General features: G+C 72.2%; 22 protein-coding genes. 18 read left to right on the forward strand and 4 right to left on the reverse strand.

Annotated features, from left to right (window positions below; genetic code table 11):
* The first annotated feature begins 10 nt into the window (after window positions 1-10).
* The 8 genes from ACQPZW_RS05990 (at window position 11) to ACQPZW_RS06025 (ending at window position 10,000) form a co-directional block, all read left to right on the forward strand.
* Window positions 11-1,999: a TIGR03960 family B12-binding radical SAM protein gene (locus ACQPZW_RS05990; protein WP_433793829.1), complete on the forward strand. Its 1,989-nt coding sequence runs from the start codon at window positions 11-13 to the stop codon at window positions 1,997-1,999.
* Between the two features lie 91 nt (window positions 2,000-2,090).
* On the forward strand, window positions 2,091-2,786 hold the full coding sequence (locus tag ACQPZW_RS05995) for a TIGR03936 family radical SAM-associated protein (RefSeq protein WP_433797442.1): 696 nt from the start codon (window positions 2,091-2,093) through the stop codon (window positions 2,784-2,786).
* A gap of 599 nt (window positions 2,787-3,385) precedes the next feature.
* Entirely contained in the window at window positions 3,386-6,535 is a 3,150-nt protein-coding gene (locus tag ACQPZW_RS06000; protein ID WP_433793830.1) for an Rne/Rng family ribonuclease, read from the forward strand.
* 462 nt (window positions 6,536-6,997) lie between these two features.
* Window positions 6,998-7,150: a hypothetical protein gene (locus ACQPZW_RS06005; RefSeq protein WP_433793831.1), complete on the forward strand. Its 153-nt coding sequence runs from the start codon at window positions 6,998-7,000 to the stop codon at window positions 7,148-7,150.
* Between the two features lie 164 nt (window positions 7,151-7,314).
* On the forward strand, window positions 7,315-7,629 hold the full coding sequence (rplU, locus tag ACQPZW_RS06010; RefSeq protein WP_093621557.1) for a 50S ribosomal protein L21: 315 nt from the start codon (window positions 7,315-7,317) through the stop codon (window positions 7,627-7,629).
* Between the two features lie 7 nt (window positions 7,630-7,636).
* Window positions 7,637-7,894: a 50S ribosomal protein L27 gene (gene rpmA, locus ACQPZW_RS06015; RefSeq protein WP_433793832.1), complete on the forward strand. Its 258-nt coding sequence runs from the start codon at window positions 7,637-7,639 to the stop codon at window positions 7,892-7,894.
* Between the two features lie 102 nt (window positions 7,895-7,996).
* On the forward strand, window positions 7,997-9,505 hold the full coding sequence (gene obgE / locus ACQPZW_RS06020) for a GTPase ObgE (protein ID WP_433793833.1): 1,509 nt from the start codon (window positions 7,997-7,999) through the stop codon (window positions 9,503-9,505).
* A 57-nt stretch (window positions 9,506-9,562) separates the two neighbouring features.
* Window positions 9,563-10,000, forward strand: a complete 438-nt coding sequence (locus tag ACQPZW_RS06025) for a GNAT family N-acetyltransferase (protein WP_433793834.1) — start codon at window positions 9,563-9,565, stop codon at window positions 9,998-10,000.
* Here ACQPZW_RS06025 and trpS read toward each other — a convergent pair.
* Window positions 9,989-10,954 (reverse strand): tryptophan--tRNA ligase, encoded by a 966-nt coding sequence (trpS, locus tag ACQPZW_RS06030; protein ID WP_433793835.1) that lies wholly within the window; start codon window positions 10,952-10,954, stop codon window positions 9,989-9,991. The genes ACQPZW_RS06025 and trpS overlap by 12 nt on opposite strands.
* 216 nt (window positions 10,955-11,170) lie before the next feature.
* On the opposite strand from trpS, the gene pepN reads away from it, so the two are divergent.
* The 7 genes from pepN to ACQPZW_RS06065 all read left to right on the forward strand — a co-directional run bounded on the left by pepN (window position 11,171) and on the right by ACQPZW_RS06065 (window position 18,246).
* Entirely contained in the window at window positions 11,171-13,666 is a 2,496-nt protein-coding gene (gene pepN / locus ACQPZW_RS06035; RefSeq protein WP_433793836.1) for an aminopeptidase N, read from the forward strand.
* A 70-nt stretch (window positions 13,667-13,736) separates the two neighbouring features.
* Complete coding sequence (locus ACQPZW_RS06040; protein WP_433793837.1) at window positions 13,737-15,239, forward strand: hybrid sensor histidine kinase/response regulator; 1,503 nt, start codon at window positions 13,737-13,739, stop codon at window positions 15,237-15,239.
* Between the two features lie 25 nt (window positions 15,240-15,264).
* The gene (gene nadD, locus ACQPZW_RS06045) at window positions 15,265-15,870 is read left to right on the forward strand and encodes a nicotinate-nucleotide adenylyltransferase (RefSeq protein WP_433793838.1); all 606 of its coding nucleotides are present in this window, start codon (window positions 15,265-15,267) and stop codon (window positions 15,868-15,870) included.
* A gap of 40 nt (window positions 15,871-15,910) precedes the next feature.
* Window positions 15,911-16,306, forward strand: a complete 396-nt coding sequence (gene rsfS / locus ACQPZW_RS06050) for a ribosome silencing factor (protein WP_433793839.1) — start codon at window positions 15,911-15,913, stop codon at window positions 16,304-16,306.
* Entirely contained in the window at window positions 16,303-16,935 is a 633-nt protein-coding gene (locus ACQPZW_RS06055) for a histidine phosphatase family protein (RefSeq protein ID WP_433793840.1), read from the forward strand. Before rsfS ends, ACQPZW_RS06055 begins: the two co-directional genes overlap by 4 nt.
* A 34-nt stretch (window positions 16,936-16,969) precedes the next feature.
* Complete coding sequence (locus ACQPZW_RS06060; protein ID WP_433793841.1) at window positions 16,970-17,371, forward strand: hypothetical protein; 402 nt, start codon at window positions 16,970-16,972, stop codon at window positions 17,369-17,371.
* Between the two features lie 29 nt (window positions 17,372-17,400).
* Window positions 17,401-18,246 (forward strand): DegV family protein, encoded by an 846-nt coding sequence (locus tag ACQPZW_RS06065; RefSeq protein ID WP_433793842.1) that lies wholly within the window; start codon window positions 17,401-17,403, stop codon window positions 18,244-18,246.
* 259 nt (window positions 18,247-18,505) lie between these two features.
* Here ACQPZW_RS06065 and ACQPZW_RS06070 read toward each other — a convergent pair whose 3' ends face one another.
* Genes ACQPZW_RS06070 through ACQPZW_RS06080 form a run of 3 tightly spaced genes read right to left on the reverse strand, consistent with a single transcriptional unit; the run spans window position 18,506 to window position 20,324 of the window.
* Window positions 18,506-18,916, reverse strand: a complete 411-nt coding sequence (locus ACQPZW_RS06070) for a hypothetical protein (RefSeq protein ID WP_433793843.1) — start codon at window positions 18,914-18,916, stop codon at window positions 18,506-18,508.
* Window positions 18,877-19,536, reverse strand: coding sequence for a hypothetical protein (locus ACQPZW_RS06075; RefSeq protein WP_433793844.1), 660 nt, complete (start codon window positions 19,534-19,536; stop codon window positions 18,877-18,879). Before ACQPZW_RS06075 ends, ACQPZW_RS06070 begins: the two co-directional genes overlap by 40 nt.
* 26 nt (window positions 19,537-19,562) lie before the next feature.
* Complete coding sequence (locus ACQPZW_RS06080; RefSeq protein WP_433793845.1) at window positions 19,563-20,324, reverse strand: putative protein N(5)-glutamine methyltransferase; 762 nt, start codon at window positions 20,322-20,324, stop codon at window positions 19,563-19,565.
* A gap of 217 nt (window positions 20,325-20,541) precedes the next feature.
* Here ACQPZW_RS06080 and ACQPZW_RS06085 point away from each other — a divergent pair, with 217 nt between their 5' ends.
* The 3 genes from ACQPZW_RS06085 (at window position 20,542) to holA (ending at window position 25,022) form a co-directional block, all read left to right on the forward strand.
* Window positions 20,542-21,282: a helix-hairpin-helix domain-containing protein gene (locus tag ACQPZW_RS06085; RefSeq protein ID WP_433797444.1), complete on the forward strand. Its 741-nt coding sequence runs from the start codon at window positions 20,542-20,544 to the stop codon at window positions 21,280-21,282.
* Window positions 21,282-23,777: a ComEC/Rec2 family competence protein gene (locus tag ACQPZW_RS06090; protein WP_433793846.1), complete on the forward strand. Its 2,496-nt coding sequence runs from the start codon at window positions 21,282-21,284 to the stop codon at window positions 23,775-23,777. Before ACQPZW_RS06085 ends, ACQPZW_RS06090 begins: the two co-directional genes overlap by 1 nt.
* 261 nt (window positions 23,778-24,038) lie before the next feature.
* Complete coding sequence (gene holA / locus ACQPZW_RS06095) at window positions 24,039-25,022, forward strand: DNA polymerase III subunit delta (protein ID WP_433793847.1); 984 nt, start codon at window positions 24,039-24,041, stop codon at window positions 25,020-25,022.
* The last annotated feature ends 25 nt before the right edge of the window (window positions 25,023-25,047 follow it).

Below are 25,047 nucleotides of genomic sequence, written 5' to 3' on the forward strand. Positions count from 1 at the left end.
CTGGACACCCATGAGCGTGAGTTCCGTCTTCCCGCAGCTGGAGCAGCTGCTGCCCCGGGTCAGCAAACCGATCCAGTATGTGGGCGGCGAGCTCGGTGCCGTCGTCAAGGACTGGGACACCACCACCGTCAGGTGGGCTCTGATGTACCCGGACGCCTACGAGGTCGGCCTGCCCAACCAGGGCGTGCAGATCCTCTACGAGGTGCTCAACGAGCAGGAGGACGTGCTCGCCGAGCGCACCTACTCGGTGTGGCCCGACCTCGAGGCGCTCATGAAGGAGAACGGCGTCCCGCAGTTCACCGTCGACGCGCACCGGCCGGTGACGGCGTTCGACGTGTTCGGGATCTCCTTCGCCACCGAGCTGGGTTACACCAACATGCTCAGCGCGCTCGACCTGGCCGGCATCCCGCTGGACAGTGCCGACCGTGACGAGTCCCACCCGATCGTCCTGGCCGGCGGGCACGCCAGCTTCAACCCGGAGCCGATCGCCGACTTCATCGACGCCGCGGTGCTCGGTGACGGCGAGGAGGCGGTCCTGGAGATCACCGGGATCATCCGGGAGTGGAAGGCCGAGGGCCGTCCCGGCGGGCGCGACGAGCTGCTGCTGCGCCTGGCCCGGACCGAGAGCATCTACGTGCCCCGGTTCTACGACGTGGACTACCTGCCCGACGGCCGGATCCAGCGGGTCGTGCCGAACCGGCCGGACGTGCCGTTCCGGGTGTCGAAGCGCACCACGATGGATCTGGACGCCTGGCCGTACCCGAAGAAGCCGCTGGTCCCGCTGGCCGAGACGGTCCACGAGCGCTACGCCGTGGAGATCTTCCGCGGCTGCACCCGTGGCTGCCGGTTCTGCCAGGCCGGCATGATCACCCGCCCGGTGCGGGAGCGGTCGATCACCACGGTCGGCCAGATGGTCAAGGAGGGCCTGGAGTTCTCCGGCTACAGCGAGGTCGGTCTGCTCTCGCTCTCCAGCGCCGACCACTCCGAGATCGGTGACATGTGCTCCGGGCTGGCCGAGCAGTATGCGGACACCAACGTCTCGCTGTCGCTGCCGTCCACCCGGGTCGACGCGTTCAACATCGATCTGGCGCAGGAGTTGTCCCGCAACGGACGGCGCACCGGTCTCACGTTCGCGCCCGAGGGCGGCTCGGAGCGGATCCGCAAGGTCATCAACAAGATGGTGACCAAGGAGGATCTGATCCGGACGGTCGTCACGGCGTATTCCAACGGCTGGCGCCAGGTCAAGCTGTACTTCATGTGCGGCCTGCCCAGTGAGACCGACGAGGACGTCCTGGAGATCGCCGAGATGGCGCACGAGGTGATCCGGGCTGGTCGCGAGGCCGCCGGCACCAAGGACATCCGCTGCACGGTGTCGATCGGCGGGTTCGTTCCGAAGCCGCACACCCCGTTCCAGTGGGCGCCGATGGACACACCGGAGACCATCGACGGCCGGCTCAAGATGCTCAAGAACGCGATCAACAGCGACCGTTCGCTCGGCCGGGCGATCGGTTTCCGCTACCACGACGGCGAGCCCTCACTGATCGAGGGCCTGCTGTCGCGCGGCGACCGCCGGGTCGGCAAGGTCATCCTCCGGGCCTGGGAGAACGGCGGCCGGTTCGACGGCTGGTCCGAGCACTTCTCGTACGCCCGGTGGGTCGCCGCGGCCGCCGAGGTGCTGCCGGAGTTCGGCGTCGACCTGGACTGGTACACCACCCGTGAGCGCGAGGAGCTGGAGGTCCTGCCCTGGGACCACCTGGACTCGGGCCTCGACAAGGACTGGCTCTGGCAGGACTGGCAGGACTCCAAGAGCGAGTATGAGCAGGACGACTGCCGCTGGACCCCGTGCTTCGACTGCGGCGTCTGCCCGTCGATGGACACCGAGATCCAGATCGGCCCGACCGGCAAGAAGCTGCTGCCCCTGACACCTGTAACCCGTTTGACCGCCCCGCCCGCCACCCTGAAGTCGAATGAAAGCCCTTCGCAAAGGGTTCCCGCTTAGGAGATAGACGATTCCTCCGAAGAACCAGCCCGTCGGCGGCCAGGCCCCGGTCGTCCAGCGGATCCGCCTCCGGTATGCGAAGCGCGGCCCGCTGCGCTTCACGTCGCACCGTGACTTCGCCCGCGCGTTCGAGCGGGCGCTGCGACGTGCGAACGCGCCGATCGCCTTCTCGCAGGGCTTCACCCCACACCCCAAGATCTCGTACGCCAGCGCCGCCCCGACCGGGGTCGGCAGTGAGGCGGAGTACCTGGAGATCGGCCTGCAGGCCCCGGTCGACCCGGAGGAGTTGCGTGCCGCGCTGGATGCCGCGCTCTCCCCGGGCCTGGACGTGCTGGAGGCGGTGATCGCCGGTCCGGGCAGCCTCGCTGACCGGATCGACGCCTCTCACTGGCGTCTGGAGCTGCCCGGTGTCGGGCCGGAGGTGGCGGAGAAGGCCGTGGCGGCGTTCCTGGACTCCCCGGAAGTCCTGGTGGAGCGCATGACCAAGCAGGGCCGCCGGAGTTTCGACGCGCGGGCAGCGGTCACCCGGTGTGAGGTGGCCGGTGCGCCGGACCTACCTTCCGAGGCCGTTGCGGTACCGTGTGCGATAATCGACCTTGTCGTACGGCAGGTTACTCCCGCCGTTCGGCCCGATGACGTCCTCTCCGGCCTACGCGTGGTGGCTGGCCTGGAGCCGCCGGTGCCCCCACGGGTGACCCGGCTGGCCCAGGGCACACTCACCGCGCAGGGGGAGATCGCTGATCCGTTGGACACGGATCGCGTGGACGTCGGCATCGGAGAGCGCTAGCCGGGAGGCCGGCCGGCGTTCTTGAGCGTTTTTCAACATGGCGAGGCGGGTAACACCCGGAACCGGACAACGGACCGGTGGTCTTCGGCTGATGCCAGGTTGAGAAAGGTTCACTGGCAGACTTCGGCAAGCCCGACTGTGTAGGCCGGGCCCGAAAAACTTTGCAGCGACCCTGCGTGGCAGCGCTCACCCGCGCCCGGGGTCGCCGAGAAACTGGAGAGCGCCCCATGCTCGATAACGAGCCCCCAGTCAACCTGGGAGATCAGGGCGGTGAGCGGGACGGAGCCACCACTCCTCCCGGCGACACCGCCGCAAGCACCACCCCGGTCCGCCGGACGCGCGCCCCGCGCCGTAAAGCCACCGCTCCGCCCGCGGAGCCGGCCGAGACGTCACAGGCGGCCGGCACCGTGGAACCGGCTGGCGCCGCGGAGTCCAGCGCCGCGGAGTCCAGCGCCGCTGGGCCTGTCGCTGCTGTGCCTGGTACCGCTACGCCCGGCTCCGCTGAGTCCGGTACAGCTGGGCCTGGCACCACTGAGCCCGGTGCCGTCGAGCCCGGCACCGCTGAGCCCGGCGCCGCGATAGAGGTGGCGGCCGCACCGGTGAAGAAGGCCACCCGGGCCCGCCGCAAGAAGGTCGAGCCGGCCGCCGCGAGTGAGGCCCCTGCAACTGAGGTGCCCGTCACTGAGACGTCGGCCACTGAGACGTCGGCCACTGACGCCCAGGGTCCCGCCGCGGAAACCGCCGAGGTCGCGCCCGCGCCGGTGAAGAAGGCCACCCGGGCCCGTCGCAAGAAGGTCGAGCCGGCCGCCGAGCAGCCGACGCTCGTCGAGGTCCCCACCGAGGACCCGACTCCCGCCGACGTCCCGGTCGAGGTGGCGGTCATCCCGCCCGCGCCCGTCGCCGAGGAGGAGCTCTCCGAGGAGGACGAGGCCGCCCTCATCGAGGAGGCCGCCGTGCAGGCCGCCTCCGCGGCCCGTGCCGCCGGTCTCCCGGTGGTCGGCATCCTCCCGCTCGACGACGACTTCGTGGAGGAGCCGGCCGAGCCCACCCGCGGACGCCGTGCCCCCCTGCCTCCCCCCGTGCTGTTCATGCCCCCGGAGGCCACCCAGGCCGAACCGGTCGCGCCGACGACCCGCCGCCGCCGTCCGGCCGCCGTGCCGGTCGCGGTGCCGGAGATCACCGCCGAGCCGGTCACCCCCGAGGTGACGGCCGAGGCCGAGACCGGCGCGGAGGAGCCCGTCGAGGGCGCCCGCCGCAGCCGCCGTCGTCGTCGTGGTGCGGCCGAGGAGCCCGCCGAGGTCGCGGTCACCGAAGTCGAGCCGGCGGTCGACGAGGTCGACGAGAGCGCCGACGACGTCGAGGACGGCGAGGAGGGCGACGACGACGAGGACGGTGCTCTGGGCCGTCGCCGCCGCCGCCGGGGCCGTCGTGGCCGGGGCCGGGGCAAGGGCCCGACCGACGACGCCGAGGACGGCGACGTGGACGCCGAGTCCGACGCGGAGGAGGGCGCCGAGGCGTCCGCCGACGAGGCCGAGGACGAGGAGGAGCCGGAGGACGGCGAGAGCGAGGGCGACGGGGTCACCCGCCGCCGTCGCCGCCGTCGCCGCAAGGGCTCCGGTGACACCGAGACCGGTGGCATCGAGGACGGCGTGCACACCGTCGTCCGGGTTCGCGAGCCCCGCCGTACCTCCGACGAGGTGCAGGGTGTCTCCGGCTCGACCCGGCTCGAGGCCAAGCGCCAGCGCCGCCGGGACGGCCGTGAGCAGCGCCGCACCCGCCCGCCGATCCTGAGCGAGTCGGAGTTCCTGGCCCGTCGTGAGGCGGTCGACCGGGTGATGGTCGTGCGGCAGAAGACCGACCGTCTCCAGATCGCCGTGCTCGAGGACGGTGTCCTGGTCGAGCACTACGTCGCACGGGCCACCTCCGGCACCATGGTCGGCAACGTGTACCTGGGCAAGGTCCAGAACGTGCTGCCGAGCATGGAGGCCGCGTTCGTCGACGTGGGTCGTGGCCGTAACGCCGTGCTCTACGCCGGTGAGGTCAACTGGGACGCCACCGGCCTGGAGGGGCGCGCCCGCTCGATCGAGCAGGCGCTGCGTTCCGGCGACTCGGTGCTGGTGCAGGTCACCAAGGACCCGATCGGTCACAAGGGCGCCCGGCTGACCAGCCACATCGCGCTCTCCGGCCGGCACCTGGTCTATGTGCCGAACGGCAACGCCTCGGGCATCAGCCGCAAGCTGCCGGACAACGAGCGCAAGCGGCTCCGCGACATCCTGAAGAAGATGGTGCCCGACGGCGCCGGCGTGATCGTCCGGACCGCCGCCGAGGGCGCGAGCGAGGACGAGCTGGCCCGCGACGTCAAGCGGCTGCAGGCGCAGTGGGAGGACATCCAGGCCCGGGCCGCCGAGGGCAACGCGCCGCGCGCGCTCTCCGAGGAGCCCGACCTGGTCATCCGGGTGGTCCGGGACCTCTTCAACGAGGACTTCCGCGAGCTGGTGGTCCAGGGCGAGCAGGCGTACGCCGAGGTGGAGAACTACCTCGACTCGGTCTCCCCGGATCTGGTCGAGCGGCTGCGGCGGCACACCGGCGTGGCCGATGTCTTCGCCGAGTGGCGCATCGACGAGCAGATCCTCAAGGGCCTGGACCGCAAGGTGTTCCTGCCGTCCGGTGGTCACCTGGTGATCGACCGGACCGAGGCGATGACCGTCGTCGACGTCAACACCGGTAAGTACACCGGTGCCGGCGGCAACCTGGAGGAGACGGTCACCCGCAACAACCTGGAGGCGGCCGAGGAGATCGTGCGCCAGCTGCGGCTGCGCGACCTCGGTGGCATCGTGGTGATCGACTTCATCGACATGGTGCTGGAGAGCAACCGCGACCTGGTGCTGCGGCGGCTCACCGAGTGCCTGGGCCGCGACCGGACCAAGCACCAGGTCACCGAGATCACCTCGCTCGGTCTGGTGCAGATGACCCGTAAGCGGATCGGCGCGGGCCTGCTGGAGGCGTTCAGCGAGACCTGTGACCACTGCAAGGGCCGGGGCGTGGTGATCCACCCGGAGCCGGTCCCGGAGAAGCGGTCCAACGGCGGCGGTGGTGGCAACAGCGGCGGCGGCAGCGGCGGTGGTGGCAACAGCGGCGGCAGCGGCGGCGCGAGCACCCAGGTGAAGGCGGTGGCAGCGGCGGCGCCGCGCACCGAGGCACCGGTGCAGCAGCAGCCGCCGGCTCGCCAGCGGCGGCGCCGGGGTGGCGACAGCACTCCGGTGGAGCAGCCGGTCGAGACGGTCACCGAATCGGTCGTCGAGTCGGCCCCCGAGCCGATCACCGAGGCGGCGCCCGCGGCCGTGGATCCGGTGGCGGCCGTGGAGCCGGTGCAGCCGGTGGCCGCGCAGCCGGTGGCCGTGCAACCGGCGGTGGAGCCGGGCCCGGCCGCGGAGGTGGCCGAGGTGCCGCCGGCCGCTCCGGTCGCCGGGTCGGGCATCGTCCGGCGGGCGCCGAAGCCTGCGCTGACCACTTCGAGCGATGACGACGAGTACGACATCAGCGGGTACGACCTGTCGCGTTACGAGACGTCGACCGAGGCGAACGGCACGCACGCGACCGACGACGAGCCGCTGAGGCTGGCCGGCGCGGACGACCCGGACGCGGCCGACGACGAGGACGAGGACGAGGACGACGACGTGGTGGGCGCCGGCTCGGGCACCCGCCGGCGCTCTAGGCGCAGTGGCGCGCGGCGGCGTACGCGTCCCTGACCTGTGAGGATCCGGCCCGGTAGTTACTTGTAAAGAAAGTTAACTACCGGGCCGGGTTTTCCGTTACCCTCGGCGGATCGATCCCTGTCCCCCGAGGAGACCGAGTCACATGCGTATCCCTGCCCTCGCCGCGGTGGCGATCTCCGCGGTCCTGTTGACCGGCTGCTCCGGCGGTGACGAGCCGGCGTCTCCGGCCGCCCAGGGGCCCGCCCCGCCGCGGCGGACGGCAGCGCGGCCCCGGCCGAGGCTCAGCAGACCGAGAAGCCGACCGACGCCGCCCTCTCCGCGGACACCGAGGCCATCTGCGCCCAGGCCAGCCGGACCAGCAACGACTTCGGCAAGACGTTCGCCGAGGACTATCAGCTGCTGACCAAGGCGGCGGCGGAGGGCAAGGAGGCGAAGGCCAAGGCGCAGGAGAAGGTCACCCGTGACCTGCAGAGCTTCTCCTTCGCCCTGCTCGACATGTCGAAGCTGGCCGCCGACCCCACGGTCAAGAAGGCGTTGAGCGCGATGGGGGCGCAGGTCACGGCGCTCAAGGGCGACGTCACCAAGCTCAACGAGAAGAAGTTGGCCGACCTGCACGCCGTGCTGGACAAGGCCTGCGGCCGAGGGTGACAGCCCGGTTTGGGCCTCGGCCCCGCGATGAAGTAGTCTTTCCGACGGCGCCTTTTCGGCGCTAGCTCCGTGCGCGCTCCGGTAACACTTGAGCGCCCGCCGGAATCTCAGCACCATCCGCCAGCAGCCATTTGGCTGCGTAAGTCTCAGGGAGTCCGCGTCCCATGTACGCGATCGTCAAGACCGGCGGCAAGCAGTACAAGGTTGCCGAGGGCGACGTGATCGAGGTAGAGAAGCTCGCGGGTCAGCCCGGCGATGCCCTGACCCTCGCCGCGGTCCTCCTCGTCGACGGTGACAACCTGGTGACCGAAGCGGCCAAGCTTGCCAACGTTACGGTGTCCGGCGAGATCGCCGAGCACACCAAGGGTCCGAAGATCCGGATCCACAAGTTCAAGAACAAGACCGGCTACCACAAGCGCCAGGGGCACCGCCAGCCGCTGACCCGCGTCAAGGTGACCGGCATCAAGACCGGGAAGTAGGCGCGCCATGGCTCATAAAAAGGGTGCATCAAGCTCGCGTAACGGCCGTGATTCCGCCGCCCAGCGACTTGGTGTCAAGCGGTTCGGTGGCCAGCTGGTCAACGCCGGCGAGATCCTGATCCGCCAGCGGGGCACGAAGTTCCACCCCGGTGACCTGGTCGGCCGTGGTGGCGACGACACGCTGTTCGCGCTCGCCACCGGCAACGTCCAGTTCGGCACGGCCCGCGGTCGCAAGACCGTCAGCATCGTGCCGGTCGCGGAGTAGTTTTTCTCTACAGCGGGCCGTGGACCCTCGGGTCCGCGGCCCGCTGTTGTTTTCTGCGGCGCTTCCACACGCCGTGCATCGATCTGAAAAACGGAGTCGCAAGTGACCACGTTCGTCGACCGGGTAGTGCTGCACCTGCAGGCGGGTGACGGCGGCCACGGCTGTGCCTCCGTTCACCGGGAGAAGTTCAAGCCGCTCGGCGGGCCGGACGGTGGCAACGGCGGCCACGGCGGCAGCATCACGCTGGTGGTGGACCCGCAGCAGCACACCCTGCTGGACTTCCACTTCCACCCGCACATCAAGGCCAACAACGGCGGTGGTGGCGCCGGATCCAACCGGGACGGCGCGACCGGCCGTGACTTGATCCTCAAGGTGCCGGACGGCACGGTCGTGCAGACCGAGGACGGCGAGGTGCTGGCCGACATGGTCGGGGCCGGCACCGAGTTCACCGTGGCCCGTGGCGGTCGTGGCGGCCGGGGCAACGCGTCGCTGGCCAACGCCCGGCGCAAGGTTCCCGGCTTCGCGGAGCTGGGCGAGCCCGGTGACCGACTGGACGTGGTGCTGGAGCTGAAGAGCGTCGCCGACGTGGGCCTGGTCGGCTTCCCGTCGGCCGGCAAGTCGTCGCTGATCTCGGTGATGTCCGCGGCCAAGCCGAAGATCGCCGACTACCCGTTCACGACCCTCGTGCCGAACCTGGGCGTGGTGCAGGCCGGCGAGCAGACCTACACCATCGCCGACGTGCCCGGCCTGATCCCTGGCGCGGCCACCGGCAAGGGCCTGGGCATGCAGTTCCTGCGGCACATCGAGCGCACCTCGGTGCTGGTGCACGTGCTGGACGCGGCGGCGCCGGAGATCGAGCGTGACCCGCTGGCCGACCTGGACGCGATCGAGGCCGAGCTGGCCGCGTACGGGGGCCTGGAGAACCGTCCCCGCATCGTGGTGCTCAACAAGATCGACATTCCGGACGGGCGCGACCTGGCCGAGATGGTCCGCCCCGATCTGGAGGCTCGCGGCTACCAGGTGTTCGAGGTCAGCGCGATGACCCGGGAGGGCCTGCGTGAGTTCGGGTTCGCCCTGGCCAAGCTGGTCGCCGACTACCGCGCGGCCAAGCCGGTCGAGGAGGCCACCCGGATCGTGATCCGCCCGCGTGCGGTCGACGACAGCGGCTTCACGATCGAGAAGGACGAGGACGGCGTCTTCGTGATCCGCGGCGCCCGGGTGGAGCGCTGGATCAAGCAGACCAACTTCGACAACGACGAGGCCATCGGTTACCTCGGTGACCGGCTGGAGCGGCTCGGTGTCGAGGCTGAGCTCGGCAAGAAGGGTGCCCAGGCCGGCGACGCGGTGCGCATCGGCACACGGGAGTTCGACTGGCACCCCAACGCCGGCGAGTACATTTCCGGCCCCCGTGGCACCGACTCCCGCCTCGAGGAGCTCGACACCCGGCCCTCGGCGGCGCAGCGGCTTGCGGCTCGCAAGGCCCGTCGCGTCCGCAACGAGGACGAGATGGTGCACATGGCCGCCGACGGGACGGTCAGCACGATCTCCAACTCGAAGCTTCCGGTGCTGGTGAGTGACGAGGATGACATCGAGGGCGACACCGACGGATAGGCATCCGGCCAGATCAGCGCAACCCGCCGGAAACGGTCGTCACCTAGAGTCACGCGGGTGCTGATCGAAATCCGCCCCTCCCTGGACCCGGAACTCGCCGCCTTGATCACCGCCCAGCAGCGGGAATCGATCGGCTCCGGCATCCCGGCGGGTGATCGGACGTTCGCGCCGGACGATGACGTCGAGTATCTGCTCGGAGTCGTGAACGGCCGGGCGGTGGCGTGCGGGGCCTGGCAGGCGCTCGGCCCGGACGCGGCCGAGCTGCGGCGGATGTATGTCCGCCCGGCCTTCCGCGGCCGCGGCCTGGCCCGCCAGATGATCGTGGCAATCGAGGAGGAGGCGCTCGCCGCGGGACGGCCCCTGCTCCGGCTGGAGCTCGAGGTGGGGCAGTCCGCGGCGATCGCCCTCTACCAGTCGTCGGGGTACCGGCAGGTCACGCCGATCACGCGGGACCGGGTGCGCTTCGAGAAACGGCTGGCGGCGTTAGTCCAGTAGGCCCAGGGCGGTACGCGTACGGCGTACCGTCTCCGCGGCTCGTGGCCGGACCCGCGCGGCGCCCTCCGCCAAGATCTTCCGGACGTGCGCGGGGTCTTCGGTGAGTTCGGCGTGCCGTGCCCGGATGGGCGCGAGCAGAGCCTCCACCGCGTCGGTGACCTCGCGTTTCAGCGCTCCGTAGGAGTGCCGGTCGGACGGTGGCCGCCCCGAGCAGGCGGCCAGGACGTCGATCAGGTTGGTGACGCCCGGCTGGTTCTCCGGGTCGCGGCGGACCACGCCGATCTCGTCGGTGACCGCCCGCGCGATCGTCCGGCGCACCACGTCCGGAGGGTCGAGAAGCCCGATCCGCCCGGACCCGGTGCTCTTGCCCATCTTGGCGGTCGGGTCGGCGAGATCCATCACCCGGGCCGCGGCCTCCGGGCGCACCCCCTCGGGCACCGTGAACGTCGGCCCGTAGCGGCTGTTGAACCTGGTCGCGAGAGTGCGGGCCAGCTCGAGATGCTGGTTCTGGTCCTCGCCGACCGGCACCTGGAGCGTGTCGTGCAGCAGGATGTCGGCGGCCATCAGCACCGGATAGGTGAGCAGGCTGAGGCGGACGTGACCGCCGCCGGCCGACTTCTCCTTGAACTGGATCATGCGGGCCGCCTCGCCGAACCCGGTCACACACTCCAGCAGGTAGTGCAACTCGGTGTGCTCGGGGACGTGCGACTGCACGACGATCGGGGTGCGCTCCGGGTCCACGCCGGCGGCCAGCATGACCGTCGCCTGTTCGAGCGTGAGGGCGCGTACCCGCTCGGGGTCGTGCTCCATGGTCATCGCATGCAGGTCCGCGATGAGCGCGATGGAATCGGTGTGTCCCTGCACGGCGAGCAGCGGGCGCAGAGCGCCCAGCAGATTGCCGAGATGCAGGTGGCCGGTGGGCTTGAAGCCGGTCAGGCGGCGGGTCGTCGTCATGTCGATCTCCTTGGAGGGGTACGGGTGACCGCCCGCCGGGAGACCAGGATCACGAGAAACGGCCGCCCGGTGAGGGCGGCCGCGGAAGGATGAACGCGCGTGTGTGGGTGTGCCGCCCCGTCAGGGCAGCCACCACTCGCTACGAGAGACGCGCATGATCACCAGGGTAGCCCGCCCGTCGCGCGGGCCGCCTCCCCTACCGGCATGATTGTCGTCATGCCGACCTTGACCCGTGCCGAGGCTGTCGAACGAGCATCACTCGTCGACGTCGAGGAATACCTTGTCGACCTGGACCTGACCGGTGCCGGTGACACCTTCCGGTCCCGTGTGACGGTGCGTTTCCGCGCCCGGGCCGGCGCCGCGACGTTCCTCGAGTTCGAGCCGGCCGAGGTCACCTCGATGACGTTGAACGGCACGCCCGTCGATCCGGCCGCGTCCACCGGCGCCCGGCTCGAGCTGACCGGCCTGGCCGAGGAGAACACGCTGGTCGTCGACGCGCTGATGCGGTATTCGAACGACGGCGAGGGTCTGCACCGCTACACCGACCCCGGTGACGGCAACACCTACCTCTACCAGCACCTGTTCATCAACAACGCCGGGCGGGTGCTGCCCAGCTTCGACCAGCCCGACCTGAAGGCGGTCTTCCGGGTCGCGGTCACCGCGCCGCAGGAGTGGCTGGTCGCCACCAACGGCGAGCTGGTCTCCCGCGACGGCGGCCGGTGGGAGTTCGCGCCCACGAAACGGATCTCCACCTACCTCGCCTCGCTGGTCGCCGGGCCGTACCACGTGGTCACCAGCGAGCACGACGGCATCCCGCTGGCGCTGTACGCCCGGGCCGCCCTCGCCGAGCACCTGGACGCCCAGGCGCCGGAGATCTTCGAGCTGACCCGGCAGTCGCTGGACCGGTTCCACGAGATGTTCCGGATCCGCTATCCGTTCGGGCACTACCAGCAGGCCTTCGCGCCCGAGTTCAACTTCGGCGCCATGGAGTACCCGGGAATCGTCGTCTTCCGTGACGAGATGATCCCGCGCTCGGCGGTCACCGACGCCGACCGGGAACGGCGGGCCAACATCATCGCCCACGAGATGGCACACATGTGGTTCGGCGACCTGGTCACCATGACCTGGTGGGACGACCTGTGGCTGAACGAGTCGTTCGCCGAGTACCTGGGGTCGCGGGTCACCGCCGAGGCCACCCGCTTCACCGACGCGTGGACCACCTTCGCGATGCAGCGCAAGGCATGGGGCCTGCGCGCCGACCAGCGGCCCTCCACCCATCCGGTCGCCCCCTCCGAGGTGAACGACACCGAGCAGGCGCTGCTCAACTTCGACGGCATCTCGTACGCCAAGGGCGCCGCCGTCCTCAAGCAGCTGGTCGCGTGGCTCGGCGACGAGGCCTTCCTGAACGGGCTGAACGCCCACTTCGAGGCCCACGCGTACGGCAACGCCACCCTGGCCGACCTGCTCGGCGCCCTGTCGAAGTCGAGTGGCCGTGACCTGTCCGGCTGGGCCGACGTGTGGCTGCGCCGTGCCCAGGTCAACACGCTGCGCGCCGAGATCACCCGGGACGGGGCTGACTACGCCGAGGTGGCGGTGGTGCAGACCGCTCCGGCCGGATACCCGACCCTGCGGCCGCACCGGATCGGCGTGGGCCTCTACGACCGGGCTGCCGACGGTCGCGTGGTGCTGCGGGAACGCCTCGACGTGGAGGTGGAGGCGTCCGGGCGTACCGTGCTGGCCGCTCTGGCCGGGGTGCCCGCCGCCGACCTCCTGCTGCTCAACGACGGCGATCTGACGTACGCCAAGGTCCGTCTCGACGACGAATCGGCCGCCGCCGCGCCGATGCTGCTGCCCCGCCTCGACGACTCGCTGGCCCGCGCGGTCGTCTGGGCCGCCACGCTGGACGCCGTGGTCGACGGCGAGCGCCCGGTCGGCGAGCTGGTCACCCTGGTCCTGGCCGCGCTCCCGGTGGAGACCGAGGTGGTGGTCGTCGAGGACGTGCTGCGCGCCACCCGCGGACTGGTCGACCGCTACGCCGGCCCGGAAGCCCGCCCGGCCGCCCTGGAGCTGCTCGCCCAGGCCGCCGACCGGCTGCTCGCGGTCACCGGCCCCGGCGACTCCCGGCAGCTCGCCGCCGCCCGCGGCCTGATCGGCGCCACCGTCGACACCGGCCGGCTGCGTGGCTGGCTCGACGGCCGGGACGTCCCCGAAGGCCTGGCCGTCGACGCCGACCTGCGCTGGCTGATCCTCTACCGGTTGTCCGTGCTGGGCGCGGCCGGTGCCGCCGAGATCGACGCCGAGCTGGCGGCCGACCGCAGCGCCTCCGGCGAGCAGTGGGCGGCCGCCTGCCGGGCCGCCCGTCCCGACGCCGAGGCCAAGGAGGCCGCCTGGGCCGCGATCGTCGGCGACGCCGCGCTCTCCAACCGGCTGGCCGAGCGGACGGCGGCCGGCTTCTGGCAGCCCGAGCAGGTGGATCTGCTGGAGCCGTACGTGAAGCGCTACTTCGCCGACATGCCGGAGATGATGCGGATCCGGGGCGGCATGAGCGCCGAGCACATCGCCGCGATGGCATACCCGTCGGTGGCAGTCTCGGAGCGCACCCGCCGGCTCGCGGCGGACCTGCTGGCCGCCCCCGGCCTCAACCAGATCCTGGTCCGCGTGGTCCAGGACGCCGACGACGACATGGGCCGGGCGCTGGCCGCGCGCGGCTGACGCCGATTCGCTCGTCTCCACCCCCGTTCCCACACGCTCCTCGTAGCCTGTGGGCTACGGGGGTGGATGCGTGGAGTGGTCCGAGGAGCTGTCCAGCGGTCTGCTGCAGGCCGCGCCGGACGCGATCCTGGTCCTGGACAGTGGCCGGATCGTGCTGGCCAACGACCGTGCCGGGCAGATGTACGGCTGGCCCACCGCCGAGCTCGTGGGCCAGTCCGTCGACGTGCTGCTCACCGACGACTCCCGTGCCCTCCTCCCGGAACGGCAGCGCCTGATCGCCGAGGCCGAGTCCGGCTCGGTCGGCTGGATCGTCACCACCGCGCGGCGGCGTGACGGCACCGAGTTCCCGTGTGAGTCGTCCACCGCCCTCGTCGACACCGCGAAGGGCCGGGTGGCCGTCGCCGTGGTCCGGGACATCACCGAGCGGGTGCACGCGGAGCGGGAGCAGGAGCGACTGCGCGCGGAGGCGCAGGCGCACCGCAACCAGCGCCTGGAGAGCCTCGGGCAACTGGCCGGCGGCATCGCCCACGACTTCAACAACATGCTCGGTGTGATCCTCAACTACGCGAACTTCGTCATCGAGGAGGCGGAGGCGGACGAGCCGGACATCGCGATGATCGCCTCCGACGCCAAACAGGTGATCCGGGCCGGCAACCGGGGCACCGACCTCACCCACCAACTGCTCGCCTTCGCCCGCCGCGAGGTGGTCCGTCCCCAGCCGGTGGACCTGAACGCGCTGATCGGCCGGTCGCTGGAGCTGCTGCGCCGTACCCTCGGCGAGCACGTCAACCTGATCTTCCAGCCCGGCCCGGACCTGCCGACCGTCACCTGCGATCCCGGCCAGATCGAGCAGATGCTGGTCAACCTGGCACTGAACGCCCATGACGCGATGCCGTCCGGCGGTCAGCTGGTGATCGACACCGGGCTGCTCGACGCCCGGATCCGGCTGCGGGTCTGCGACTCCGGCCGCGGCATGCCCGCCGACGTGGCCGAGCGGGCCTTCGAGCCGTTCTACACCACCAAGGGCAGCGGCGAGGGCACCGGCCTGGGCCTGGCCACCGTCTACGGCATCGTCACCCAGGCGGGCGGCGAGGTCGCCCTGACCAGCGAGGTGGGCCTCGGCACCACGATCACCGTGCTGCTGCCGGCCGGCGGTGCGGCGGCCGAGCCGGACACCGGCGGCGAGCCGGCCGGGACCATCGGCGGCGGCGAGACGCTGCTGGTGGCCGAGGACGAGGACGCGCTGCGTGACGTGGCCGGGCGGATCCTCTCCGGCGCCGGCTACCGGGTGCTGCTGGCCGACGGCGGCGTACAGGCCCTGGAGCTGGCGGCCCGTCACGAGGGCGAGATCGATCTGCTGCTCAGCGACGTGGTGATGCCCGGGATGCTGGGCAAGGAGCTGGCCGAGCGGCTGGTCGTGGCCCGGCCGGGCACCCGTGTCCTCTACATGTCCGGTTACGCCCAGCCGGTCCTCGCCTCGCAGGGCACCCTCGATCCGGGCGTGGCGCTGCTGGAGAAGCCCTTCACCGCGGGCGACCTGCTGATCGCGGTTCGTCGCCGCTTGGACGGTTGATCTCCGCGGCGATTATCCTTCTGCGATGTCCATACGGCGTGTCGGGATCATGGGTGGGACGTTCGACCCCATCCATCACGGTCACCTGGTCGCGGCGAGCGAGGTCCAGGCCCGTTTCGACTTGGACGAGGTGATGTTCGTCCCGACCGGCCAGCCGTACGAGAAGGGCCGCGTCTCACCCGCCGAGGACCGCTACCTGATGACCGTGGTGGCCACCGCCTCGAACCCGAGGTTCCACGTGAGCCGCGCCGACATCGACCGGGACGGCCCCACCTACACCGTCGACACGCTGCGTGACATGCGAGCCGTCTACGGGCAGTCGGCGGAGCTCTACTTCATCACCGGTGCGGACGCGCTGGCCCGGATCATGTCGTGGAAGGACGCCATGACCATGCTCGGGCTGGCCCACTTCATCGGCGTGACCCGGCCGGGCTTCGAGCTCTCCAACGAGCACCTGCCGGCCGACAGCGTGACACTCGTCGAGGTCCCGGCCATGGCCATATCCTCGAGCGACTGCCGAAACCGGGTCGCGGCCGGTCTCCCGGTGTGGTACCTGGTACCCGACGGTGTCGTGCAGTACATCAACAAGCGGGGCCTGTATCGGGACTCGGGTATTGCCGGGCCGGTGTGAGACGCTTGATGTCCTGTAACCCGACCGAGGGGACCCTCTTTTGCCCGTCACCGAACGCGCTCTCGAACTAGCCCTGACGGCCGCGCAGGCCGCCGCGGACAAGAAGGCGCACGACATCTCCGTCATCGACGTCGGCGAGCAGCTCTACATCACCGACGCCTTCGTGATCGCCTCGGCATCCAACGAGCGTCAGGTCATGGCCGTCGTCGACGCCATCGAGGAGGCGCTGCTCAAGCTCCCGGAGAAGGCCAAGCCGGAGCACCGTGAGGGGCACCAGCAGGGCCGCTGGGTGCTCCTCGACTTCGTCGACATCGTGGTCCACGTCCAGCACGACGAGGAGCGCGAGTTCTACGGTCTCGACCGGCTCCTGAAGGACTGCCCGGTCATCCCGTTCGTCGACCGCGACCTGGCCGAAGCCGGCGCCGAGGCCCCGTGACGCGCCTCATCGTCTGGCGGCACGGCAACACCGACTGGAACGCGGGCTCACGCGTGCAGGGACAGACCGACGTGCCACTCAACGACCTCGGCCGCCGGCAGGCCGTCGAGGCCGCGGAGCTGCTCGTCCGTCTCCGCCCGGCCGCGATCGTCGCCAGCGATCTGAGCCGGGCCGCCGACACCGCGGCTGCGCTCGCCACCCTGACCGGCCTCACCGTCAGCACCGACGAGCGCCTCCGCGAGCGGCACTTCGGCGAGTGGCAGGGCCACACCATGGCCGAGGTCGCCGCCGAGCGCCCCGAGGAGCACGCCCGCTGGACCGCCGGGGAGGACGTCATCGGCGGCGGTGTGGAGACCCTGGAGGATCTGGGCAAGCGGGTCTGCGACGCCCTGCAGGACGCGGCCCGCCTGGCCCCGGCCGGTGGCACGGTCGTCGTCGCCACCCACGGCGCCGCGGCCCGCCAGGGTGTCGGCCACCTGCTCGGCTGGCGGCGCGAGCAGCTGCGCACGCTGCGGGCCCTGCAGAACTGTCACTGGGTGGAGCTGACCCACGACGAGTCCCGGGGCTGGCAGATGGGGGCGTACAACGTGGGGGTCCTGGCCGAGCGCCCGGTCCCGCCGCCGGTGTAGGGAACCCGGATATGTCCGGTAACGTCGGAACATCATGCTGATCCGTAGAACCGTCGTCCCCGCCGCGCTGCTACTGGCGCTCTCCGCCGGCTGCGCGAACAACAACACCCCCATCGACGCGGGCGGCGTCCCCGAGCCCGCCCCGGCGTCCTCGGCCCCCGCCGCCGCCCCCTCGACGGCGGCCTCCTCGTCGGCGGCCTCCGCGGCAGCCGGCGAGACCACCCTCACCGGCACCGTGACCGCCGGCGTCGAGCCCAACTGCCTGCTCCTCAAGGACGGCACCGGCGACCATCTGCTGATCACCGAGGACGCGGGACTCAAGTCCGCGCTCCAGCCCGGAGCCGAGGTCACCGTGGTCGGCAAGTCGGAGCCGGAGCTGATGACGACGTGCATGCAGGGCAAACCGTTCGTGGTCTCCTCGGTGGCCGGCGGCTGACGTACATCTGAATCGAGTACCTTGCCTGCATGACCATCGCGGTCGTCACCGACTCCACCGCGTACCTGCCGGCTGAGCTGAACGGCATGTATGAGCTGACCATCGTGCCGCTCACCGTCGTGATCAACGGCTGGGCCGGGCTGGAGGGCCTCGAGGTCGCTCCAGCCGAGGTGGCCCGGGCGCTCACCGCGCGCCGGGCCGCCGTCAGCACCTCCCGGCCGGCGCCCTCCCAGTTCGCCGGGGAGTATCGGCGCCTGCTCGACGCGGGCGCCGACGGTGTCGTCTCGGTGCATCTGTCGGCCAGGCTGTCCGGCACCTACGAGGCCGCCCAGCTCGCCGCGGCCGAGATCGGCCCCCGGGTCCGGGTGGTCGACAGCGGGACCGCCGCGATGGGTCTCGGCTTCCCGGCGCTCGCCGCCGCGGCGGCCGCCCGCCGCGGCCACGACCTGGCGACGGTCGCCGCCACCGCGAGCGACCACGCGGCCCGGGTGACCACCCTCTTCTACGTCGACACGCTCGAGTTCCTGCGACGCGGCGGCCGTATCGGCGCGGCCGAGGCGCTGCTCGGCACGGCCCTGTCGGTCAAGCCGATCCTGCATGTGGAGAACGGCGCGGTCGTCATCCGCGACAAGGTCCGCACGGCGGGGCGGGCCCTCACCCGTCTCGTCGATCTCGCGGTCGAGGCGGCCGGGGACGGCGACGCCGACGTCGCGGTCCATCACCTGGGCACCCCGGAGCGGGCATCGGCGCTGGTCGACGACCTGAGCGCCCGGCTCGGCAACCGCTTGCGCGATTGCTATCTCACCGAGGTGGGCGCGGTGGTCGCGGCACACACCGGTCCGGGTCTGGCGGGGGTCGTCGTCCACAGACGCTGATGGGGTACGCAGTGAGCGCCCGCCGGCAACCGCACGGCCGGCCCGCCCCGAACGCGGGCGGTGTGGCCGTCCCCGGTGTCCCGGAGCGTGTGACACACCGGTGCGCGCACCCGGTGACCGTCGCATATGCCCCGGCGGTCGCGCTGTCGGCCGGGAGCGGGCAGCCCCGTCGCGGTGTAGCCCGGGTTCTGTTCGTGGCTCGTACCACATGAGGGGTCAGCGGAGAGCGGACCGCGGTGGCCGCGGCAGACGCACGGGGTCAGGGCGGCCAGGACCTCGCCAGCCAGCGGGGTGGCGTGTGCGTGGTGGGGGTGAGGTGCGGGGCGAGCTCCGACCAGGGGATCGTGCGGTCGCCGGCCTGGACCTCGTCGGCCTCGGGCAGGAGCGTCGGGGTGTCCTCCGGCCACAGGGCGCGGGTGTGCCAGCCCTCGGACGCGTCGCCCAGCAGGTGGAGCGTGGCGTGCGGGAGGGCCGGGTCCGGGGGCTGCTGATGGTATTCGTGCATGGCCAGCAGGCGCTCGGCCCGGCGGACCGTCTGGTGCAGCGGGTGACCGGGCGGGGCCGTGTAGGGGACCGTGCAGCCGTTGTCGTCGCTGCGGTACGCCATCGGGCTCAGCGGGTGCGGCGAGGTCACGAAGACCGTCTCCGACTCGGCGAACAGCGCCGCCAACAGGGGCTGTCGTCGGCCGTGACCAGGAGGGTCCCGCGTTCCGGGGCGAACGCCACGGGTGTCCCGCCGACCTGGCCGGACAGCCGGGGCAGCCAACCCGGCAACAGCAGATGTGACGTCCAGTACGCGTTGCCGTCGTCGACGAACCGCACCACCACCGGGCCGGAGGCCGTGCCGTGCAGGACGGCCCCGGTCAGGTTGGCACGGGCGGTCGCGAAGATCTCGTCGGCGCTCGTCTTCCAGCCGGTGGTCTGCGCCGCGGTCACGTAGGTCATCGTGTCCGGCTGGTCGACCACCACGAACTCCGACAGGAACGGCAGAACCGGGCGGCGCAACGGCGCTCCCGGCGCCGCCCCGCGGAGCACCGGCCGGAGCCGCGGCGCCGCCTCGGACCACACCGGCGGCACCCGCAACAGGCCGGACACCAGGTCGTTCAGGGCCTTCCGGCGGCCCAGCAGAGGCGTCAGCGGCAGGATGATGGGCTCGTCGTCGCCCGGTGCGGTGAACCTGACCTCGAACGGCCCGGCGTGGTAGCGGGCGTCCCGGACACCGGCGCGGCGAAGACGGCGGAGCACGCGCCCGGCCAGCCGGGCGCGGGCGATCCTGCGCAGCAGGCCCACGGGGTCCTCGGGGATTCTCTTCGGCGTTATCGGGGTCGGCGCGCCAGGATCGCGCGAGCGTCGAGATCATCGTCGGTGGTGACCGTGGCCGTCAATCCGTTCCCATCGGCGATCGTCGACGCGATCCGGGTCTGCGCCTCGGTGATCTCGGAGATCAGCAGACCACCCGGGGCCAGCCAGTCCCGGGCTCCGGCGGCCACGGCGCGGAACACGGCCAGCCCGTCGTCACCGCCGTCCAGCGCGGTGCGGGGCTCGTGGTCACGGGCCTCGGCCGGCAGGAACGGGAGGTGAGCCGTCGCCACGTAGGGGACGTTGGCCAGGAGCAGGTCGATCCGGCCGCGCAGAGCCTCCGGGAGGGCCTGGAAGAGGTCGCCCTGATGGACGTCGCCGCCCAGGTTCTCGGTCGCGCAGGCCACCGCCGTGGGGTCGACGTCGGCAGCGTGCAGGACGATGCCCGCGACCCGGTGCCGGACCGCCAGGCCCAGCGCGCCCGAGCCGCAGCACAGGTCCACCACCACGGCGCCCGGGCCGACCGCGGCGGCGCCCAGACGGACCAGCAGCTCGCTGCGCACTCGCGGGACGAAGACGCCCGGGCGCAGCCTGACCCGGACCCCGGCGAAGTCGGCGTGACCGACGACCTGCTCCAGCGGCTCGCCCGCGACCCGGCGCTCGACCATCCCGGCCAGTGGCGTGCCGGCGGCCGCGGCCTCGATCAGCACGTCCGCCTCGTCCTCGGCGAACACGCAGCCCGCCGCCCGTAACCGGGAAATCGCCTGCTCTCGTGTCACGCGCCGTCCTTCTCCGGTTGTCCACAACGCTGGCTCGTCCACAGGGCCGCGAGCGGGGGAGCGGTGGGGTTCCTACGGTCGGGCCGTGCGAGAGGCGAAGGATAGCGGTGACGTCGTGGGAGCGCGGCTCCGGGCGGTGCTCGACGGCGGGGCGGTCAGCCGTCCGGCGCCTGCGGAGGGGCCGCTGGACTGGGCGGACGTCGTTCCGGCGTGGTCGGTGGAGGAGGACGATGTCTCCCCTTTAGGGGCCGGCTCCGGCTCGGCTCGGCCCGGGGACGGTTCGCGGGAGTCTTCGGCGTATCCCCTGGAGCCGGCGGCCGGGGCGTTCGGGAGTGGGCGCCGCGAGTGGCTGCACGCCTTCGACCCGGGGCGGCCGGGGGTGCGGGCGCTGGCCGCCGTGGCGGTCGTGGTCGTGCTGGTGGCGGGGTTCCTGGCCTGGAGGTCGCGGCCACAGGTCGAGGACGTCGTGGCCCCGGCCGGCCCGGGCTCGCCCTCCGTCGCGGTCCCCGGCCCGGCTCCGGCCTCCGCGGCGGGTGACCTCGTCGTCGCGGTCGGGGGCAGGGTGCGCAAGCCCGGGCTGGTGCGGCTCGCCTCGGGAGCTCGCGTGGCCGATGCGCTGACCGCGGCCGGGGGAGCGGAGCCGGGCGTGGACGTGGCGATGCTCAACCTCGCCCGCAAGGTCGTCGACGGCGAGCTGATCATGGTGGGGGTCACGCCGCCGCCCGGCTCGACCGTGGGCGCCGGCACCCCGGGGGCCGTCTCCGGTGGGCTGATCAACCTCAACACCGCGACTCTCGGGCAGCTGGACACGCTGCCGGGGGTGGGGCCGGTGCTCGCGCAGCGGATCCTCGACGCGCGTGACGCGCAGGGCGGCTTCCGGGCCGTCACCGATCTGCGCAAGGTCGACGGGATCGGGGAGTCCCGGTATGAGCAGCTCAAAGACCTGGTGACGGTCTGATGGCCGGGGTGTCGGCGGACGTGCCGGAGTCGCGGCGGGTCCCCGATCTGCGGTTGGCGGGGTTCACGGTGGGGCTCTGGCTCGCCGCCCTCGCCGCCCTCCACCTGTCGGCGGGCCGGGGCCTGGTGGCCGGTCTCGCCGGGCTGGCGGTCGCCGGTGGACTCGTCGCGGCCGGGCCGGGCGGGCGCCGGACCGGTGCGAGCCGGTCGGATGAACGCCGGCTGGTCGGGCGTCGGCCGGGTGGGCGCCGGCTGGTCGGGCGTCGGCCGGATGAACGCCGGTCGGATGAACGCCGGCTGGCCGGGCGCTGGTGGGGTGGGGCGGCTCGGTGGATCGGGGTGGCGGTGGCGCTCGGTGTCGGGTGCGGGGCCGTCGCCACGGCGGCACGGATCTCCGTGCGGGAGGCCCCGGCGCTGGCCGGGCTGGTCGGGGCGGGCACGACCGTACAGGTGGAGGTGGTGGTCCGGGACGATCCCCGGCCGCTGGCGAAGTCGTCGGGGCCGCCGACGTTCCTGGTCGCGGTCGACCTGGAGTCGGTGACGCCGGAGGACGCCGCTGCGGTGCGGCTGTCGGCCCGGGCCCTGGTGCTCGGGGCCGACCCGGGCTGGCGTGGCCTGCTGCCCGGCCAGCGGGTGGCGACGACCGGGCGACTCCTGCCGCCGCGGCCCGGTGACCTGCGGGCCGCCGTCGTGTCGGCGCGGACGGCGCCCCGGCTGCTCGGGCGGCCGTCCTGGGCACAGCGGGCCGCGGGTGTGCTGCGCGACGGCCTCCAGCGGGCCTGCGAGCCCCTGCCGGACGACTCCGGAGGGCTGCTCCCGGGCCTGGTGGTGGGCGATACGAGCCGCCTGGACCCGGCGCTGGAGGAGGACTTCCGGACCACCGGGCTCACTCACCTGACCGCCGTCTCGGGGACCAATGTCGCGATCGTCCTCGGTGTGGTGCTCTTCGTGGTGCGTCGTGCCCGGGCCGGGCCGGTGCTCTGTGCGGTGCTGTGCGCGATCGCGCTGGCCGGGTTCGTCATCCTGGCCCGGCCGTCGCCGAGCGTGATCCGGGCCGGGGCGATGGGCGCCATCGGGCTGCTCGGGCTGGCCACCGGTCGCAGCCGGGCGGCGGTTCCGGCGCTGGCGGCCGGTGCGGCCGTGCTCCTGATCGCCGATCCGGAGCTCGCCGCCGACGCGGGCTTCGCGCTGTCGGTGATGGCCACGGCCGGGCTGCTGCTGATCGCCCCGGTCTGGCGGGACGGGCTGCGGCGCCGAGGCTGCCCGGCCGGGGTGGCCGAGGCGCTCGCCGTGCCGGCGGCCGCCCAGATCGCCTGCGGGCCGGTGGTCGCGGCCATCTCCGGCACGGTCAGCCTGGTCGCGGTGCCGGCCAACCTGGTCGCGGTCCCGGCGATCGCCCCGGCCACGCTGTGCGGCGTCGCGGCGGCCGTGCTGTCGCCGTTCTGGCCGGCGGGCGCCGAGTTCGTGGCGTGGGCCGGGCACTGGCCCACCGAGTGGCTGGTGCTGGTCGCGCGCACCGGCGCACGGGTGCCGGCCGGAGCGCTGCCCTGGCCGGGCGGCGCCTTCGGCGGGGTGCTGCTCGCAGGGCTGACCGTCGCCTTCCTGGTCGCCGCGCGGAGGGTGGTGGTGCGCCGTCTGGCCACCGTGGTCGCCCTCGGTGCGATCCTCGGCGCCCTGCCGGTGCGGTTGCTGGCCTCCGGTTGGCCGCCGCCGGGCTGGCTCGTGGTGGCGTGTGCTGTCGGCCAGGGCGACGCCGTGGTGCTGGCCACCGGGCCGGGGCGGGCCGTGGTCGTCGACGCCGGGCCCGAGCCGAACGCTGTCGACCGCTGCCTGCGGCGTCTCGGCGTCGAGCAGGTCGCCGTGTTCGTGGTCAGCCACTTCCACGCAGACCACATCGGTGGCGTCGCCGGGGTGTTCCGCGGGCGGGAGGTGGGCGCCGTCATCGGCCCGGAGTGGCCCGAACCGGCCGGCGGACGGGCGGCGGTGGAGGAGGTCGCGGCCGGCGCCGGGCTCGCCGTGCTGCCGGTCGGGCCGGGGTGGTCCCATCCGGTCGGTGGGCTGACCCTCGAAGTGCTCGGCCCGATCACCCCGATGCGCGGCACCAACTCCGATCCCAACAACAACTCGCTGATCCTGCGGGCCGTCGGTGGTGGCCGCTCGGTACTGCTGCTCGGCGATGCGGAGACCGAGGAACAGGAGGATCTGGTGAGCGTGCTCGGGGCCGCGGCGCTGCGGGCGGACGTGCTCAAGGTGGCGCATCACGGGAGTGCTTTGCAGGCCACGTCACTGCTGGACGCGGTGCGGCCCTCGGTGGCAATGGTGTCGGTCGGGCGGGACAACGACTACGGGCACCCGAACGCGATGCTGCTCCGGCGGATCGCTGAGGGTGGGGCGCGGGTGTTGCGGACCGACGACTCGGGAGACGTGGCCGCGGTCGTGGTCGACGGCGGCCTCGCGGTCGCCGCGCGCGGCGCGGACGATGACACACCCGGGTGAGGAGCCGCTGGTCGACGGTGGGTGGCCGGTGCCGATGTTGACACGCCCGGGTGAGGAATGGGGGGCCGGGAATTTTAGGCCTATCACCCTCAATTATTTGCGAAATGCACAAATCGGGCTGGTGGCATGTTCGGCCTGGGTTCAGCGACTGTACGGCGGTCAGGCCATGTCTGGCTGCCGATATGTCTGGTTTCGCGTTCGGTGATCAGCGGCCTGCGCTAACGAGTGAGGCTCGCGGAACTGTCGGTCCCCCGTGCGACGATGTTGCACGTGAATGCCGCGCCACCCCCCTCGTTGCTGCTCGTCCAAGGCGACGAGGAGCTTCTCGCCGCCCGTGCCGTCGCCGAGGCGGTCGAGGCCGCGCGGGCGACCGACCCGGGCGCCGACGTCCGGGAGTATGAGGGCGGCGCGCTCGCCGCCGGTGAGGTCGCCGAGATGCTGAGCCCGTCGCTCTTCGGCGGACGGCGCGTCCTCGTGATCAGAAGCGGTCAGGATGCGCGTAAGGATCTCACCGCCGCGCTCCTGGCCTACGCGAAGAGCCCCGATCCCGAGGTCACACTCATCGTCACTCACGTCGGCGGGGCCAAGGGCAAGGCGTTCGCGGACGGTCTGCGAGCCGCCGGAGCCACCGTCGTCCCGGTGATGAAGCTCAGAAAGGACTCGGAGCGGATCGCGTTCGTGCGCAACGAGTTCCGGCGCCACGGCGCCCGGTGCGACGACTCCGCCGCGGGCGCGCTGCTCCAGGCGGTCGGCACCGACCTGCGCGAGATCGCCGCCGCCTGCTCCCAGTTGCTCGCCGACACCGACGGCAGGATCACCGAAGCGGTGGTCGCGCGGTATTACAAGGGTCGCGCCGAAGTCACCGGCTTCGCGGTCGCCGACGCCGCCATGGTCGGTGACCTGCCCGGCGCACTCGAGGCGCTGCGGTGGGCGCTGCACGTCGGCGTCGACCCGGTGCCGATCGCCGACGCCCTGGCCGACGGGGTGCGGACCGTGGCGCGGGTCGCCTCGGCGGGGCGCGGCAACCCGTACCAACTGGCCGGCAGCCTCGGCATGCCCGCCTGGAAGATCGAGAAGGCCCAGGCCCGCAGCCGGGGCTGGACCCCGGAGGGGCTGGTCGACGCGATGCGCGCGGCCGCCGACTGCAACGCCGCGGTCAAAGGCGGCGCCGAGGACCGTGGCTATGCGCTGGAGCAGACCGTCTTCGCGATCGCGGCCGTCCGTCGGGACGGAGGCGTGCGATGAACCCGTCGGGACGGAGGAGCGCGAT

The organism is Actinoplanes sp. CA-252034 (genome assembly GCF_050956125.1).
GTDB lineage: Bacteria > Actinomycetota > Actinomycetes > Mycobacteriales > Micromonosporaceae > Actinoplanes.

Bases quoted from the DNA above. Each gene is read 5' to 3' on its own strand.
- ACQPZW_RS05990 (WP_433793829.1), top strand. From the start codon at position 11: ATGAGCGTGAGTTCCGTCTTCCCGCAGCTGGAGCAGCTGCTGCCCCGG.
- ACQPZW_RS06005 (WP_433793831.1), top strand. From the start codon at position 6,998: ATGTCGAAGCTGGCCGCCGACCCCACGGTCAAGAAGGCGTTGAGCGCG.
- rplU (WP_093621557.1), top strand. From the start codon at position 7,315: ATGTACGCGATCGTCAAGACCGGCGGCAAGCAGTACAAGGTTGCCGAG.
- rpmA (WP_433793832.1), top strand. From the start codon at position 7,637: ATGGCTCATAAAAAGGGTGCATCAAGCTCGCGTAACGGCCGTGATTCC.
- trpS (WP_433793835.1), bottom strand. From the start codon at position 10,954: ATGACGACGACCCGCCGCCTGACCGGCTTCAAGCCCACCGGCCACCTG.
- pepN (WP_433793836.1), top strand. From the start codon at position 11,171: ATGCCGACCTTGACCCGTGCCGAGGCTGTCGAACGAGCATCACTCGTC.
- nadD (WP_433793838.1), top strand. From the start codon at position 15,265: ATGTCCATACGGCGTGTCGGGATCATGGGTGGGACGTTCGACCCCATC.
- ACQPZW_RS06060 (WP_433793841.1), top strand. From the start codon at position 16,970: ATGCTGATCCGTAGAACCGTCGTCCCCGCCGCGCTGCTACTGGCGCTC.
- ACQPZW_RS06065 (WP_433793842.1), top strand. From the start codon at position 17,401: ATGACCATCGCGGTCGTCACCGACTCCACCGCGTACCTGCCGGCTGAG.
- ACQPZW_RS06090 (WP_433793846.1), top strand. From the start codon at position 21,282: ATGGCCGGGGTGTCGGCGGACGTGCCGGAGTCGCGGCGGGTCCCCGAT.
- holA (WP_433793847.1), top strand. From the start codon at position 24,039: ATGTTGCACGTGAATGCCGCGCCACCCCCCTCGTTGCTGCTCGTCCAA.